12 protein-coding genes are annotated in these 14,365 nt (G+C 62.6%); 7 read left to right on the top strand and 5 right to left on the bottom strand.

Annotated elements, in window-relative coordinates; genetic code table 11:
• Nucleotides 1-239: 239 nt before the first annotated feature.
• From coaE to AC0L2D_RS30945, 4 genes are all read right to left on the bottom strand, one after another.
• Nucleotides 240-839 (bottom strand): dephospho-CoA kinase, encoded by a 600-nt coding sequence (gene coaE, locus AC0L2D_RS30960; protein ID WP_473543949.1) that lies wholly within the window; start codon nt 837-839, stop codon nt 240-242.
• Complete coding sequence (locus tag AC0L2D_RS30955; RefSeq protein WP_473543947.1) at nt 836-1,678, bottom strand: shikimate dehydrogenase; 843 nt, start codon at nt 1,676-1,678, stop codon at nt 836-838. Before AC0L2D_RS30955 ends, coaE begins: the two co-directional genes overlap by 4 nt.
• Entirely contained in the window at nt 1,671-2,270 is a 600-nt protein-coding gene (locus tag AC0L2D_RS30950) for a Maf-like protein (protein ID WP_473543945.1), read from the bottom strand. Before AC0L2D_RS30950 ends, AC0L2D_RS30955 begins: the two co-directional genes overlap by 8 nt.
• Nucleotides 2,271-2,551: 281 nt before the next feature.
• A complete protein-coding gene (locus tag AC0L2D_RS30945; RefSeq protein WP_013528729.1) occupies nt 2,552-3,373 on the bottom strand; it encodes a pyruvate, water dikinase regulatory protein in 822 nt (273 codons plus the stop codon).
• A gap of 405 nt (nt 3,374-3,778) precedes the next feature.
• Here AC0L2D_RS30945 and hemE point away from each other — a divergent pair, with 405 nt between their 5' ends.
• From hemE to rho, 3 genes are all read left to right on the top strand, one after another.
• Entirely contained in the window at nt 3,779-4,810 is a 1,032-nt protein-coding gene (gene hemE / locus AC0L2D_RS30940) for a uroporphyrinogen decarboxylase (protein WP_473543943.1), read from the top strand.
• The gene (hemJ, locus tag AC0L2D_RS30935) at nt 4,810-5,346 is read left to right on the top strand and encodes a protoporphyrinogen oxidase HemJ (RefSeq protein WP_063173417.1); all 537 of its coding nucleotides are present in this window, start codon (nt 4,810-4,812) and stop codon (nt 5,344-5,346) included. The genes hemE and hemJ overlap by 1 nt, the downstream gene beginning before the upstream one ends.
• Before the next feature lie 229 nt (nt 5,347-5,575).
• Nucleotides 5,576-6,841, top strand: coding sequence for a transcription termination factor Rho (gene rho, locus AC0L2D_RS30930; RefSeq protein ID WP_013528732.1), 1,266 nt, complete (start codon nt 5,576-5,578; stop codon nt 6,839-6,841).
• A 201-nt stretch (nt 6,842-7,042) separates the two neighbouring features.
• On the opposite strand, the gene AC0L2D_RS30925 is transcribed toward rho, so the two are convergent.
• Nucleotides 7,043-9,055: a thioredoxin domain-containing protein gene (locus AC0L2D_RS30925; protein ID WP_473543942.1), complete on the bottom strand. Its 2,013-nt coding sequence runs from the start codon at nt 9,053-9,055 to the stop codon at nt 7,043-7,045.
• Between the two features lie 64 nt (nt 9,056-9,119).
• On the opposite strand from AC0L2D_RS30925, the gene mnmE reads away from it, so the two are divergent.
• The 4 genes from mnmE (at nt 9,120) to AC0L2D_RS30905 (ending at nt 14,335) form a co-directional block, all read left to right on the top strand.
• On the top strand, nt 9,120-10,451 hold the full coding sequence (gene mnmE / locus AC0L2D_RS30920) for a tRNA uridine-5-carboxymethylaminomethyl(34) synthesis GTPase MnmE (protein ID WP_473543940.1): 1,332 nt from the start codon (nt 9,120-9,122) through the stop codon (nt 10,449-10,451).
• A 519-nt stretch (nt 10,452-10,970) separates the two neighbouring features.
• A complete protein-coding gene (gene mnmG / locus AC0L2D_RS30915) occupies nt 10,971-12,851 on the top strand; it encodes a tRNA uridine-5-carboxymethylaminomethyl(34) synthesis enzyme MnmG (protein ID WP_027162836.1) in 1,881 nt (626 codons plus the stop codon).
• Entirely contained in the window at nt 12,848-13,480 is a 633-nt protein-coding gene (rsmG, locus tag AC0L2D_RS30910; protein ID WP_063173414.1) for a 16S rRNA (guanine(527)-N(7))-methyltransferase RsmG, read from the top strand. Before mnmG ends, rsmG begins: the two co-directional genes overlap by 4 nt.
• Nucleotides 13,481-13,534: 54 nt before the next feature.
• Nucleotides 13,535-14,335, top strand: coding sequence for a ParA family protein (locus tag AC0L2D_RS30905; protein ID WP_013528736.1), 801 nt, complete (start codon nt 13,535-13,537; stop codon nt 14,333-14,335).
• The last annotated feature ends 30 nt before the right edge of the window (nt 14,336-14,365 follow it).

Below are 14,365 nucleotides of genomic sequence, written 5' to 3'. Positions count from 1 at the left end.
AATCGCTCTAATCCCACGAAATCTCTCTCGTGTAGATACAAGGTGTCGAGCGAAGCTCGACGGAGTGGGGGTCGACCTTTGCCGCTTGCCTAGGTTTTCTTGCTTGCCAGATTGTGCCTGGGTTGCGGCTACTGCGCGTTTGGCGAATGCCGTCCCCAACTCCGGAGGGGGAGGAAGGAGCAAAGCCGGCAGGCAGATAAGCGGCTCTCACATCGGCAGCTGGCGGTCGAGCGGTGGGCTCAACCACCTGGCTTGCCAACCCCTATCAGCTGGCTGATGATTGCAGCGACCTCCGCCCGCGCGGCGTCCATCCCCTGTCCGGTGTCGACGATGAAATCGGCCTGACGGCGCTTTTCCGCGTCCGGCACCTGCTTGGCCAGGATCGACGCCAGCTTCTCTTCCGTCATGCCGGGCCGTGCCAGCACGCGTTCGCGCTGGGTCTCGGCCGGGGCGGTGACGACGACGACCTTGTCGACGCGGTTGCGGCCGCCGGTTTCGAACAGCAGGGGGATATCGAGGACGGCGATCGGCGCGCCTGATCCACGATGCCTGGCCAGAAAGGCATCGGCATCGGCGCGCACCAGCGGGTGGATGATGGTCTCCAGCCGCTTCAGCGCCGCGGCATCGCCGAGCACGCGCGCGCCAAGTTTGGCACGATCGACCATGCCAGCGGATGTGGTGCCGGGAAAGGCGGCCTCGACCAGGGGGGCTGCCTTGCCCGCGTAGAGGCGATGCACCGTCTCGTCGGAATCATGGACCGGCACGCCGGCCTCGGCAAACATTTTTGCCGTGGTCGACTTGCCCATGCCGATCGAGCCGGTGAGGCCGAGCACGATCATGGCTTCGGCACCAGATCGGCGACGATCAGGGCCCGGAGTTCGGCCGTCACCCGCGGCCTGATGCCGAACCAGCGCTCGAAGCCAGGCACGGCCTGATGCAGCAGCATGCCAAGACCGTCGACCGTCTTCAGATTTCGCGCGCGGGCGGCCGCGAGCAGCGGCGTCTCCAGCGGCACATAGACGATGTCGGTGACGATGGCATGGTCGGGCAGCCGGGCGGGATCCGCCGACAGGCCTTCATTGCCATGCATGCCGAGCGCGGTGGTGTTGACCAGCAGGCCGGCATCGCCGAGCAGTTCGTTGGTCGCCGCCATGCCATGCGCCGAGACACCGGTGCCGAAACGATCGCGCAATTCCTGCGCTCGGGCCAGAGTGCGGTTGACGATGCGGATGTCGGCAACGCCGCGCTCCTTCAGCGCATGGATGACGGCGCGCGACGCGCCGCCGGCGCCGAGCACCACCGCCGGACCCTTGCTTGCCCAGCCCGGTGCATGATCGTCGAGGTTGGCGGCAAAGCCGTGACCGTCAGTGTTGCCGCCCCACAGGACGCCGTCCTCGAACCACAGCGTGTTGACGGCGCCGATTTCTTGCGCCGCCTGGTCGCGGCGTTCGGCCAATGCGAAGGCCGCTTCCTTGTGCGGGATGGTGATGTTGCCACCGCGGTAATTGTTTGCCTGCAATGTTTCCACGAACACGGCAAAGTCTTGCGGCGCGACATCGAGGGCCTGGTAGCTTCCGTCGATGCCATGTTTGGCCAGCCAGTGGCCATGGATCTTCGGCGAGCGCGAATGCTTGACCGGATGGCCCGACACGAAGGCTTTTTTCGACGCCTCAGCCATCGATCGCCCCCAGGTCTCGCAGTTCGGCCAGCAGCGGCAACAGCGGCAGGCCGACAATGGTGAAATGATCGCCCTCGATTTTCTCGAACAATTGAATGCCTTCGCCTTCGATCTGATAGGCGCCGACGCTTCCCAGCGCCTTGGCGCCGACGCGGGCGAGGTGGCGGCCGATGAAGGCGGGGTCGAGCTTGCGCATGGTCATCGAGGCGATGCCGACATGGCGCCACAAAACCTTGCCGTCGCGAACCAGCACGGCGGCGCTGTTCAACTGATGGGTCTTGCCCGACAGCGCCAGCAAATGACGGCGGGCACCCTCCATGTCAGCCGGCTTGTGGAACACCTCGTCGCCGAGCGACAGCGTCTGGTCGCATCCCAGCACCAGGGCGCCCGGCCTGCGCTCGCTGACTTCGGTCGCCTTAGCCTCGGCCAGCACCAGGGCGACGTCCTCGGGCGAGACGCCGCTATCCTGCAAAGGCGACTCGAGCGCGCGCTCGTCGACATCGGCCGGCACCGCCTCGACATCGACGCCGGCATTGACCAGCATCGCCTTGCGGAACGGACTGCCGGAAGCGAGGATGAGTTTTTCGGTCATGTTTTTCGCCCGTTAATCGTCGTTGACCGGCGCAATGCAGAAGGTTGCCAAAGGTTGGCGGGACAGCGCCCCCTCTGTCCTGCCGGACATCTCCCCCTCAAGGGGGGAGATTGGATGTAACTTCGGCTTTCGCCAATTTTTAACGTTGAACAGAAAGTGCGGTCCGCGAAACCGCCGATCTCCCCCCTTGAGGGGGAGATGCCCGGCAGGGCAGAGGGGGGCGCGAAGGATCGCGGTGTTTCGGACACTGTCTCAGGCCTGCGGGTGCGGAAGGGGCTCATCTATCTATTCTTCCCCCGCAGGGCAACGATGGCCGCCGCCGTTTCCTCGATCGAGCGGCGGCTGACGTCGATCATCGGCCAGCCATGGCGCGTGCAGATCTTGCGGGCGTAGGCGAGCTCTTCGCTGATCGCCGCGCGATCGACATAGTCTGATGCCTCATACGAGCTGCTGTTGCCGAGGATGCGGTTTTGCCGGACATGCGAGATGCGCTCGGCGGTGGCGATCAGCCCGACGATGAGCGGCTTGCTGGCGGCAACCAGGCTTTCCGGCACCGGCACGCCGAGCACGATCGGGATGTTGGCGGTCTTGATGCCGCGGTTGGCGAGATAGATGCTGGTCGGCGTCTTCGACGTGCGAGAGATGCCGATCAGCACGACATCGGCATCGTCCATGTTGAGCGGCAGCTGGCCGTCATCATGGTCCATGGTGAAATTGAGCGCATCGATGCGGCGGAAATATTCGGCGTCGAGAACATGCTGGGCGCCGACGCGGCGGCCGGCGGGGGTGCCGAGATAGGACTGGAACACGGTCAGCACTGGCTCCAGCACCGACACACAGGGCAGGCCCATGGCCGCGCAGCGCTCGTCGATGCCGCGCGCCAGCTTCTGGTCCACGACCGTATAGAGGATGATGCCCGGCTCTTCCTCTATGTCCTCGAACACCTTCGCCACCTGCTTTTCGGTGCGGATAAGCGGATAGATATGCTCGATGGCGCGCGCATCCTTGTACTGCGCCGAAGCCGCCCGGCCGGCGGCGAGCAGCGTTTCGCCGGTCGCGTCGGAAATCAGGTGCAGGTGGAAGAAGCTCTGGGGTTTGTTCACAGGGGGTCACCTGGGGCTGTGGGCTTCTGTGGATAAAGCGGGATGAAAAGAGGGGTCGGTCGGAGGCGACTGTATCAGATGGCAGTTTGTCCACAATTCGATGCGCTGTCAGCTTCGTCGGGCGACTGGGGACAAGTTTGGGGACGGCTTTTTTCGCCTACAGTCCGTCCACAGGACCTGCCTTTCACCGCTCTGCCTAACGCTTTGACTCGATTGATCGATTCCGACCTATCCCCAGAACCCTACATCTGGGAAAAAGAAGCACGCGACAATATGTTGGCTGGTGTTTTCCGGGGCAAAGCGGGACAGGTGGCAATCACCAGAACCAACAGACTCTTAGAATCAGAAGAATCTTAGATATAAGAATCTTTGATTATAGAAGAGGCCGGGAGAAGCGAGCGCTCGATGCCCCAGAACCGGATCATGCTGGATGTCCTGAAGGGCAAGGCTCATTTTCCGCCTCCGCTCTGGATGATGCGTCAGGCAGGGCGTTATCTGCCGGAGTATCGGGAGACACGCAGGCTAGCAGGCTCGTTCCTCGATCTCTGCTATGATCCAGACCTTGCTGTCGAAGTGACCTTGCAACCGATCGAGCGCTTCGGCTTCGATGCTTCGATCCTGTTTTCCGATATCCTTGTCGTTCCGCATGCGCTTGGCCGTGACGTCCGCTTCGAAGAGGGTAGAGGGCCGCTGCTGACGCCGATCACCGCGCCGCAGATTCTGGCTCTGGAAGGCAAGGTGTTTCACGTGAATCTCGAACCGGTCTACGAGACGGTTCGCCGATTGCGGGCCAAATTGCCCGACGAGACAACCCTGATCGGCTTCTGCGGCGCGCCGTGGACGGTGGCGACCTACATGATTGCCGGCCATGGCACGCCCGACCAGGCGCCGGCGCGGCTTTTTGCCTATCGCGAGCCGGTGGCCTTTCAACGATTGCTGAAGGTGCTTGCCGAACATTCGGCCGCCTATCTCATCCGCCAGATCGAGGCGGGCGCGGATGTGGTGCAGATTTTCGATTCCTGGTCCGGCGTGCTGGACGATGAAACATTCGATTTGTTCTGCGTTCAGCCGATGGCTGAGATCGTTGGCCGGGTGCGGGCGGTTTATCCCGATGTCCCGATCATCGGTTTTCCCAAGGGCGCCGGTGCGCGCTACCGGACCTATCGACAGAAGACCGGCGTAACGGCGCTGGGCATCGACTGGACGGTGCCCCTGATCGCGGCGAAAGAATTGCAGCGCTCGGGTGCGGTTCAGGGCAATCTCGATCCCTTGCGGCTCGTGGCTGGCGGCAAGGCGCTGTCGGATGGCGTCGAGGCGATCCTGGGAGCGCTGGGAGACGGCCCGCTGATCTTCAACCTCGGTCACGGCATCACGCCGGAGACGCCGATCGCCCATGTCGAGGCGATGGTGAAACAGGTGCGGAGCGCGACACGCTGATGGCTCAGATGAACAACACGAACAGCACCGGCCAGGCGATGATGCGCATGATATCAGGTATCGCCGTGCTGATCGTTTTCACCGCGCTTTTGTATTTCGCGGCACCCGACAGTTTCTACCCCTGGGCCAAGGCGATCCATATCCTCGCCGTCATCTCGTGGATGGCGGGCATGCTCTATCTGCCGCGGCTGCTGGTCTACCACGCCGATGCCGAGAAGGGCTCGGTGCAGTCGGAAACCTTCAAGGTGATGGAGCGGCGCCTGCTGCGCGGCATCATTAATCCGGCGATGATCGTCACCTGGGTGTTCGGCCTGTGGCTTGCCTGGAAAGGCTTTGGTTTCCAGGGCGGCTGGCTTCACGCCAAGATCGGAGCGGTGCTTTTGCTGTCGGCCATGCATGGCTATCTGGCCGGTGCGGTGCGCAAATTCGCCGAGGACCGTAATGAAAAACCGGCCAGGCACTGGCGGATGGTCAACGAGATCCCCACATTGCTGATGATCGCAATCGTCATCCTGGTGGTGGTCAAGCCGTTCTGATGCATGTTGCCCAAAAACGGCCAGGAGACTACGACAGGCATTGATGCGTTTAGGCCTTCATAGGCCATGCAAAACGCAGCTTGCTCTTTCACCCGACCGACGATAAAAGACGGGTCTTCCTTCCCGTCATGCGCCGCCCCTCGTTGTTTTCGGCCGCGCCCGGCATTTGTCGCATCCCGCCGATATTTTCCCAAAGCCTACCCAGACTCCATCTATTCAAGGTCCGTCTATGCAAGAAATGAAACTCGCCGAGTTCAAGAACAAGAAACCGCCAGAGCTGATCGCTTATGCCGAATCGCTGGAGGTCGAAAACGCCAGCGTCATGCGCAAGCAGGAGCTGATGTTTGCGATCCTGAAGAAGCTGGCCGCCCAGGAGATCGAGATCATCGGTGATGGCGTGGTCGAGGTGCTGCAGGACGGTTTCGGCTTCCTGCGCTCCGCCAACGCCAATTACCTGCCAGGTCCCGACGACATCTATATTTCACCATCGCAGATCCGGCGCTTTTCGCTGAAGACCGGCGATACTGTCGAAGGGCCGATCCGCAGCCCGAAAGAGGGCGAGCGCTATTTCGCGCTGCTCAAGGTCAACACTATCAATTTCGACGATCCCGAGAAGATCCGTCACAAGATCCACTTCGACAATCTGACGCCGCTCTATCCGACCAAGCGGCTGAAGATGGAGATCGAGAATGTCACCACCAAGGACATATCGGCCCGTGTGATCGACCTGGTGGCGCCGATCGGCAAGGGACAGCGCGCCTTGATCAACGCGCAGCCGCGTACCGGCAAGACGGTTCTGATGCAGAACATCGCCCACTCGATCACCGCCAACCACCCGGAATGCTATCTGATCGTGCTGCTGATCGACGAGCGGCCGGAAGAAGTGACCGACATGCAGCGCTCGGTGAAGGGAGAGGTGATCTCCTCGACCTTCGACGAGCCGGCGGTGCGCCACGTGCAGGTCGCCGAAATGGTCATCGAGAAGGCCAAGCGCCTGGTCGAACATGGCCGCGACGTCGTCATCCTGCTCGATTCGATCACCCGTCTCGGCCGCGCCTACAACACCGTCGTGCCGTCATCCGGCAAGGTGCTGACCGGTGGTGTCGACGCCAACGCGCTGCAGCGGCCGAAGCGCTTCTTCGGCGCCGCCCGCAACATCGAGGAAGGCGGTTCGCTGACCATTATCGCCACCGCGCTGATCGATACCGGCAGCCGCATGGACGAAGTCATCTTCGAAGAGTTCAAGGGCACCGGCAACTGCGAAATCCAGCTCGACCGCAAGGTGGCCGACAAGCGCATCTATCCGGCCATGGACATCCTGAAGTCCGGCACCCGCAAGGAAGACCTGCTGGTTTCCAAGCAGGACCTGCAGAAGATCTTCGTGCTGCGCCGCATCCTGGCGCCGATGGGAACCACCGACGCGATCGAGTTCCTGATCGACAAGCTCAAGCAGACCAAGACCAATGCGGATTTCTTCGATTCGATGAACACGTAAGGGGATGTGGTAGCGGTCCTTCGCGCCCCCCTCTGCCCTGCCGGGCATCTCCCCCTCTAGGGGGGAGATTATGCCCTTGGTCGCTTTCGGCAATTATCAACGCTGTAAGGTGAGCGGAACAGCGAAGCTGCCGATCTCCCCACTTGAGGGGGAGATGGCCGGTGGGCCAGAGGGGGCGTCTCTCGCCGGCGGTTAGCAAAACTATCGCCGTCGCAACAATCGCTCGAGCTCTTCAGCATCCGTCACCGCCGGCAAACAAACCTGCCCTGTACACAACCATGCACCTGCCTTGTCGGTCGGCGGCAGGATTCCACCGGGCAGCAAGGGTCGATTCGCTGCCGTACCGATCGGCACGACGATTTCGATGCGGCGCGGGTCCGGGTTTCGATTCGCAACCGGAACGAGCTTTGGATCTGTGAACTCATCCACCAACACCAGCTTGAGCGGCTCGATCGCCAGCGCGCAGGCATTGACGATGCCGGCCTGGCCATAGGCCTGCTGCGCCGCGCGGCCGGCGGCATGCTCGGCGACGTGCCAGGCTCTTTCCTGCAGCTCGAGATTGCCGGTGACGGAGCCGAGCCTGACCAGCGCCTCGATGATCTGGCCGGTGGCGGACGGAATGGCTTCGTCGACATCGCCCCGGATGCGGATCGGCACGTCGGTGCTGTCGGAAGCAGTCAGGTAGTAGCCAGTTTTCTCGGCGTCTGCGTGCCAATGGTCGAGTTGCTCGACGAACTTGCTGGCCTGGCCGACATAGCTCCAGTCGCCCAATGCCTCGAACAGCGAGATCGCGGCATTGGTCATGGCGGCGTAGTCGCTCGACAGAGCGGGGAACAATTTTCTGGCGCCGAGCATCGAATGTGGCAAGCGGCCGTCGCGGCTGGCTGAGCTGATATGGGCGAAGGCCTTTGCCGCAGCAATGATCCAGTCAGGCCGCGCCAGGGACCGGCCGGCCTCGGCAAGAGCTGCGATCATCAGGCCGTTCCAGTCGGTGAGGGTCTTTGCGTCGCGGCCGGGCCTGACCCGCTGTTCCCGGATGGCGAGAAGCTTCGCCTTGAGCGGGCCGAGCTCCTGGCGATCGATCTGCGCTTGCTGGGACCTTGTTTGGTGGACAATTGGCTTGCCTTCCCAGCCATGTGGGCTGGAGAGCGTGAAGTATTTGAAAAACAAGGCGGAATCGTCGCCTAGGGTGTTTTCGACCTCTTCCTTGCTCCAGGTGTAGAACAGCCCCTCCTCGCCGTCGCTGTCGGCGTCGAGGCTGGCGGCAAAGGCGCCGCCGTCAACGCGCATTTCGCGCAGCAGCCAGTCGATGGTCTCTTCGATTCGTACCCGGAACAATTCGTTGCCGCTCTGCGCGTAAGCCCAGTTGCAGAAGCGGGTGAGTTGGGCATTGTCGTAAAGCATTTTTTCGAAATGCGGCACCAGCCATTCGGCGTCGGTCGAGTAGCGGCTGAGCCCGCCGCCAATATGATCGTAGATGCCGCCGCTCAGCATCTGTTCGAGGCTGTTGAGGACGTCGTCGCGATGGGCAGCGTTGCCGTCACGCAGCCAGGACAGCCACAGCGTTTGCATGAACGGCGCGTTGGGGAATTTCGGCGCGCCCTTTAAGCCCCCGAGATCGCGGTCGATGATGCCGTCGATGCCTTTGGCCAGTTCCGCCAGCGTGTCGCGGTCGAGCACGGTTCTGGCGTGCGAACCGGCGAGCCGCGCCTCGACATGCGTCGTCAGGCCGTCGGCGCTCTGGATGAGGCTCGCCCGCTTCTCGCGCCAGGCCTTGTCCACCGCCTCCATCACCTGGATGAAACCAGGGCGGCCATAGCGCGGCTCGCGCGGAAAATAGGTGCCGCCCCAGAACGGCTTGCCGTCCGGGGTCAGGAACATGGTCAGCGGCCAGCCGCCTTGCTCGCCCATCGCGGAGAGAGCCGCCATATAGACCTGGTCGATGTCGGGACGCTCCTCGCGGTCGACCTTGATATTGACGAACAGACGGTTCATGACGGCGGCGACACCGTCGTTTTCGAAGCTTTCATGCGCCATGACATGGCACCAGTGGCATGCGGCATAGCCGACCGAGAGCAGGATCGGTCTGTCCAGCGCCTTTGCCTCTTCGAGCGAAGCCGGTGACCAGGCGCGCCAGTGCACGGGATTGCCGCTGTGCTGCTGCAGATAGGGGCTGGCTTCTTCGGCAAGCAGGTTTTGCGCGGGCAGCGTCACTGGGCAAACTCGGGTGCGATTGGCTGATAGGCGTGAAGCTAGGGCGGTTCGGTAGAGCGGGCAAATGATTTCAGGCGATTCCATCGTAGCGCTGTCGAGCGGCCGGCTGCCGGCCGGGGTCGCCGTCATCCGCATTTCCGGTCCGCAGACTCGATTCGCAATCGAAACGATTGCTGGAGCTATGGTTAAGGACCGGGTGGCGGTTCTGCGTAGATTTAAGGCGCCCGACGGGACCTTGCTCGATACCGGCCTGGTCGTTTTCTTTCCCGGACCGGCCAGTTTTACGGGTGAGGATGTCGCCGAGTTCCATGTCCATGGCGGGCGCGCCGTGGTGGCTCGAATGCTGGAGACGATCGGTGGTTTTGATGGCGTCAGGCATGCTGAACCGGGTGAATTCACGCGCCGCGCCTTCCTTAACGGTAAAATCGACCTCGTAGAAACGGAGGCATTGGCTGACTTAGTCAATGCCGAGACCGAAGCGCAGCGGCGCTTCGCTGTCCTGAATGCCCAAGGCGTCCAAAGCGAACTCTACCTCGGCTGGCGCCGCCGGCTGATCCATGCCCGCGCCATGATCGAGGCCGAGATCGATTTCGCCGACGAGGACGATGTCCCCGGTTCCGTTTCGGATACGGTCTGGTCTGATGTCAGAACAATGATCGATGAGATCGATCGGCACATCGCCGGGTTTCGCGCCGCCGAGATCATCCGAGACGGCTTCGAGGTGGTCATCCTCGGTGCGCCGAACGCCGGGAAGTCGAGTCTGTTCAACGCCCTGGCGCGGCGGGATGCCGCTATAGTAACGGATGAACCGGGCACGACCCGCGACCTACTTGAAGTGACGCTTGATCTACAGGGGCTGCGTGTCAGGCTCATCGATACCGCCGGCCTGCGCGACGCCGCCGGGAAGGTGGAGGCGATCGGCATCGAGAAGGCGAGGGCCAAGGCGCATGGCGCCGATCTGCTGCTGTTGCTTCAGGACGTGGCGGACCCACGGGATGTCGGTTCGCTGCCGGCGGTGGCGCCAACGCTGCGCGTCGGCACCAAGCTCGACCTGATCGAGAGCGGCGCGGCGAGCGAGGTCGCCGGCGGCTATGACCTCGTCATCTCGGTGAAGGACGGGACAGGCGTGGAGGCACTGCTTGCGGAAATCGGCCGGCGTGCGGTGGAGATAGCCGGCAGATCAGGCGATATCCTGCCGTCGCGCCTACGCCACGTCGAATTGCTTGGCGAGGCCAACCGTCATCTGCGCCTCGCCATGGATGACCGGGCCGTCGGGCAGGAGCTGCGCGCCGAGGAGTTGCGGCTCGCAGCCGATCGCCTGGGCCGAATCGTTGGCGCTATCGATGTCGAGGACATGCTGGACGTGATTTTCTCGCAGTTTTGTATTGGGAAATGACTCACGTGAAACACTGGGTCGGTCGGTAGGAACCAGGTTCCCTATGGCTTGACGGCTTGGATGCTACACTTTGATGAGCGTGCCTTGCTAATTTGGTGGAACGCCCATGACTTCGTCATCCACGGGCGGAGCAAGGAGCGCAGCGACGCGGCGCAGACCCGAGGATCCATGCCGCGACATCAAAGCAGCCGCCACTGTGCAGGATTCTGTGCCGCTGCACCCTACGGTCAAGGTCGCGGCATGGATCCTAGGGTCTCCGCTACGGAGCTTCGCTCCTGCTCCGCCCTAGGATGACGAAGTTGAGGGCTTCGGCCAATGCCAAGCCAGGAGAAAACTATGAAACCCTGGCGGTAAGGAACCTCAGCCGGAGAATAATAGACCGGCGGCGTGACTCACGTGAAACATGGCTGCAGTTGCACCCCCGCTCTGTTTCACGTGAAACTCGTCGCGGAGTTTTCTTGACAGCGCCGCTCCGCGGGGACATGTGTCCCTCAATCATTCGAATCCGGGAAGTTTGTGATGACCAATCACTATGATGTGGTTGTGGTGGGCGGCGGCCATGCTGGTTGCGAGGCGGCCAGCGCTGCCGCGCGCGCCGGTGCCAGGACCGCCCTGGTGACGCTGCGTTTCGACACTATCGGGGTCATGTCGTGCAACCCGGCGATCGGCGGGCTCGGCAAGGGTCATCTGGTGCGCGAGATCGATGCCATGGACGGCTTAATGGGGCGCGTGGCGGATGCGGCCGGCATCCAGTTCCGCCTGCTCAACCGCCGCAAGGGTCCCGCGGTGCGCGGGCCTCGCACGCAGGCCGACAGAAAACTCTATCGCCTTGCCATGCAGGAAGCGATTCGGCAGCAGAACGATCTCGACGTGGTCGAAGGCGAGGTTCTGGACTTCGAGATCGCCGACGGGCAGATCACGGCGGTTCTCCTGGCCGACGGCCGGCGCCTGGCTTGTGGCGCGGTCGTTCTGACGACCGGGACTTTTTTGCGCGGGCTTATCCATATCGGCGAGAAGAAGATCGTCGCCGGCCGCATGAACGAGCAGGCGAGCCTCGGCCTGTCGGCGACGATGGACCGCGCCGGCTTCAAGCTTGGAAGGCTGAAGACCGGGACGCCGCCGCGGCTCGATGGCCGGACCATCGATTGGGCGTCGCTGGAAAGCCAGGCGGCGGATGCGGATCCGGTGCCGTTCTCGCTGATGACCGACCGCATCGAGACGCCGCAGATCGATTGCGGCATTACGCGGACGACGACCGCGACTCATGAGCTGATCCGCGCCAATCTCGGCCGCTCGGCCATGTATTCCGGTTCGATCGAAGGGGTCGGGCCGCGCTATTGCCCGTCGATCGAGGACAAGATCGTCAAGTTCGGTGACCGAGACGGGCACCAGATTTTCCTGGAGCCGGAAGGGCTCGGCGACGATACGGTCTATCCCAACGGGATCTCGACCTCGCTGCCCGAAGACGTGCAGCTCGACATCTTGAAAACCATTCCGGGGCTGGAGCGGGCCGTCATGCTGCAGCCCGGCTATGCCATTGAATATGATCATGTCGATCCGCGCGAATTGCATCAGACGTTGGAGACGAAGCGCATTAGTGGCCTCTTTCTCGCCGGGCAGATCAATGGCACGACCGGCTATGAGGAAGCGGCCGGGCAAGGCTTGCTGGCCGGCCTCAATGCGGCGCGGCGGGCGGCGGGGAGCGAGCAGATCGTGCTCAGCCGCACCGAGGCCTATATCGGCGTGATGGTCGACGATCTGACCAGCCGCGGCATCGCGGAGCCCTACCGGATGTTCACCTCGCGGGCCGAGTTCCGGCTGTCGCTGCGCGCCGACAATGCGGATGAGCGGCTGACGCCCCTGGCGGAGAGGCTGGGGATTGCCTCGGCGCAGCGGATGCAGCGCTACGGGCAAGTCATGCAGAGTCTCGATGAAGCGCGGGAGCTGGCGAAATCGCTCACCATGACGCCCAACGAGGCGGCGCGTCACGGGCTGGAGATCAACCGGGACGGCGTGCGCCGCTCCGGTTATGAATTGCTGTCCTATCCCGATGTCGATGTCGCCTGGCTGGGTCGCATCGATTCGCGATTCGCGGCGATCGACAGCAAGACGGCGGAACGCCTCGAAACAGAGGCGAAATATTCGGTCTATCTCGATCGCCAGAAGACGGATGTGGCCCAGATCCGGCACGAGGAGAGCCGGCTGATCCCCGAGACGGTCGACTTCGCCGGCGTGCCGGGACTGTCCAACGAATTGAAGCAGAAGATGCAGGCGCGGCGGCCGCGCTCCATCGCCGATGCCCAGCGCATGGAGGGCATGACGCCGGCGGCGCTGGCGATCATTGTCGCGCATGTCCGCCATGCGGAGAGCGCCAGGCGCCCACAAAGGGATGTTGCGTGAGTTCTATGTCCCTAGAGAGCCTGCAGGACGCGGCAGGCCCGGTTTCACGTGAAACATTCTATCGGCTGGTGGCGTTCGAGCAGATGTTCCAGAAATGGAATCGCAGCATCAATCTCGTCGCGCAATCGACGTCGGGCGATGTCTGGCAGCGTCATATACTGGACAGTGCGCAGCTCGCGCGCATAGAGCCTCAGGCCACACGCTGGGTGGATCTCGGCTCTGGCGGCGGATTTCCGGGCCTTGTCATGGCTTTCCTGCTGGCCGAGCGCGCCGGCGCTAGCATCGATCTGGTTGAAAGCAATCGCAAAAAAGCGTCGTTCCTGCAGACCGTCGTCGGCCAGTTCAACCTGCCGGCGCGGGTCGTGGCGCGCCGTATCGATGAAAGCCATGCACTTGTTTCGACACCGCAAATCGTGACAGCGCGGGCGCTGGCCTCGCTTTCGACCTTGCTGGACCTGTCGGCGCCATGGCTGACATCAGGCGCGCGCGGCCTGTTCCACAAAGGCCGGGATTACCGCGCCGAAGTGCAAGAAAGCGTTAACCGATGGTCATTCGATCTGGTAGAACATCCCAGTGTGACCGACCCTGGCGGCGTCATCCTGGAATTGTCCAACCTGCAACCTGTCTGATCCGCGATTTGTCAGACACTTTGGCGACCCAAAATGAACTTCTGGCATAGACCCATGATGAAGAATGGCCCCCGAATCATCACCGTAGCCAACCAGAAGGGCGGTGTCGGCAAGACCACCACCGCCATCAATCTGGCGACAGCGCTGGCCGCGATCGGCGAAAAGGTGCTGATCGTCGATCTCGATCCGCAAGGCAATGCCAGCACCGGCCTCGGCATCGACCGCAAGGATCGGACCGTGTCGTCCTATGACGTGTTGACCGGCGAACTGGAGCTGGAAGCCGCGGCTATTCCGACGGCGGTGCCTGGCCTGTCGATCGTGCCGTCGACGCTCGACCTGCTCGGCATCGAAATGGAAATCGCTTCGGCGCCGGACCGGGTGCTCAAGCTGCGCAATGCGCTGCGCGCCGCGACCGAGCGCGGCGCACCTTTCGGCTATGTGCTGATCGATTGCCCGCCCTCGCTCAACCTTTTGACCTTGAATTCAATGGCTGCGGCCGATTCTGTTCTAGTGCCGCTGCAATGCGAGTTCTTCGCGCTCGAAGGCCTCAGCCAGTTGCTGGAGACGGTCGAGCAGGTGCGCCGCTCGATCAATCCGGATCTCACCATCCAAGGCATCGTGCTGACCATGTATGACGGCCGCAACAATCTCGCCAACCAGGTGGTGCAGGATGTGCGGGCGCATATGGGCGACAAGGTCTACGAGACCGTCATCCCGCGCAATGTGCGGGTGTCCGAGGCGCCGTCCTACGGCAAGCCGGCGATCCTTTACGATCTGAAATGCTCGGGCAGCCAGGCCTATCTGCAACTGGCGTCGGAAGTGATCCGCCGCGAGCGCAAGTTACGCGCCGCTTGATTAGACTCCCTGCAATCTAAAGAGCCGATT

The organism is Mesorhizobium sp. WSM4833, assembly GCF_055811095.1.
This window is presented reverse-complemented; position numbering and strand designations above follow the sequence as displayed.

Excerpts from the sequence above, each read along its gene's own strand:
- hemJ (WP_063173417.1), top strand. The coding sequence starts at position 4,810 with ATGGCTCAGATGAACAACACGAACAGCACCGGCCAGGCGATGATGCGC.
- mnmE (WP_473543940.1), top strand. The coding sequence starts at position 9,120 with ATGATTTCAGGCGATTCCATCGTAGCGCTGTCGAGCGGCCGGCTGCCG.
- rho (WP_013528732.1), top strand. The coding sequence starts at position 5,576 with ATGCAAGAAATGAAACTCGCCGAGTTCAAGAACAAGAAACCGCCAGAG.
- AC0L2D_RS30905 (WP_013528736.1), top strand. The coding sequence starts at position 13,535 with ATGATGAAGAATGGCCCCCGAATCATCACCGTAGCCAACCAGAAGGGC.
- AC0L2D_RS30950 (WP_473543945.1), bottom strand. The coding sequence starts at position 2,270 with ATGACCGAAAAACTCATCCTCGCTTCCGGCAGTCCGTTCCGCAAGGCG.
- coaE (WP_473543949.1), bottom strand. The coding sequence starts at position 839 with ATGATCGTGCTCGGCCTCACCGGCTCGATCGGCATGGGCAAGTCGACC.
- mnmG (WP_027162836.1), top strand. The coding sequence starts at position 10,971 with ATGACCAATCACTATGATGTGGTTGTGGTGGGCGGCGGCCATGCTGGT.
- hemE (WP_473543943.1), top strand. The coding sequence starts at position 3,779 with ATGCCCCAGAACCGGATCATGCTGGATGTCCTGAAGGGCAAGGCTCAT.
- AC0L2D_RS30955 (WP_473543947.1), bottom strand. The coding sequence starts at position 1,678 with ATGGCTGAGGCGTCGAAAAAAGCCTTCGTGTCGGGCCATCCGGTCAAG.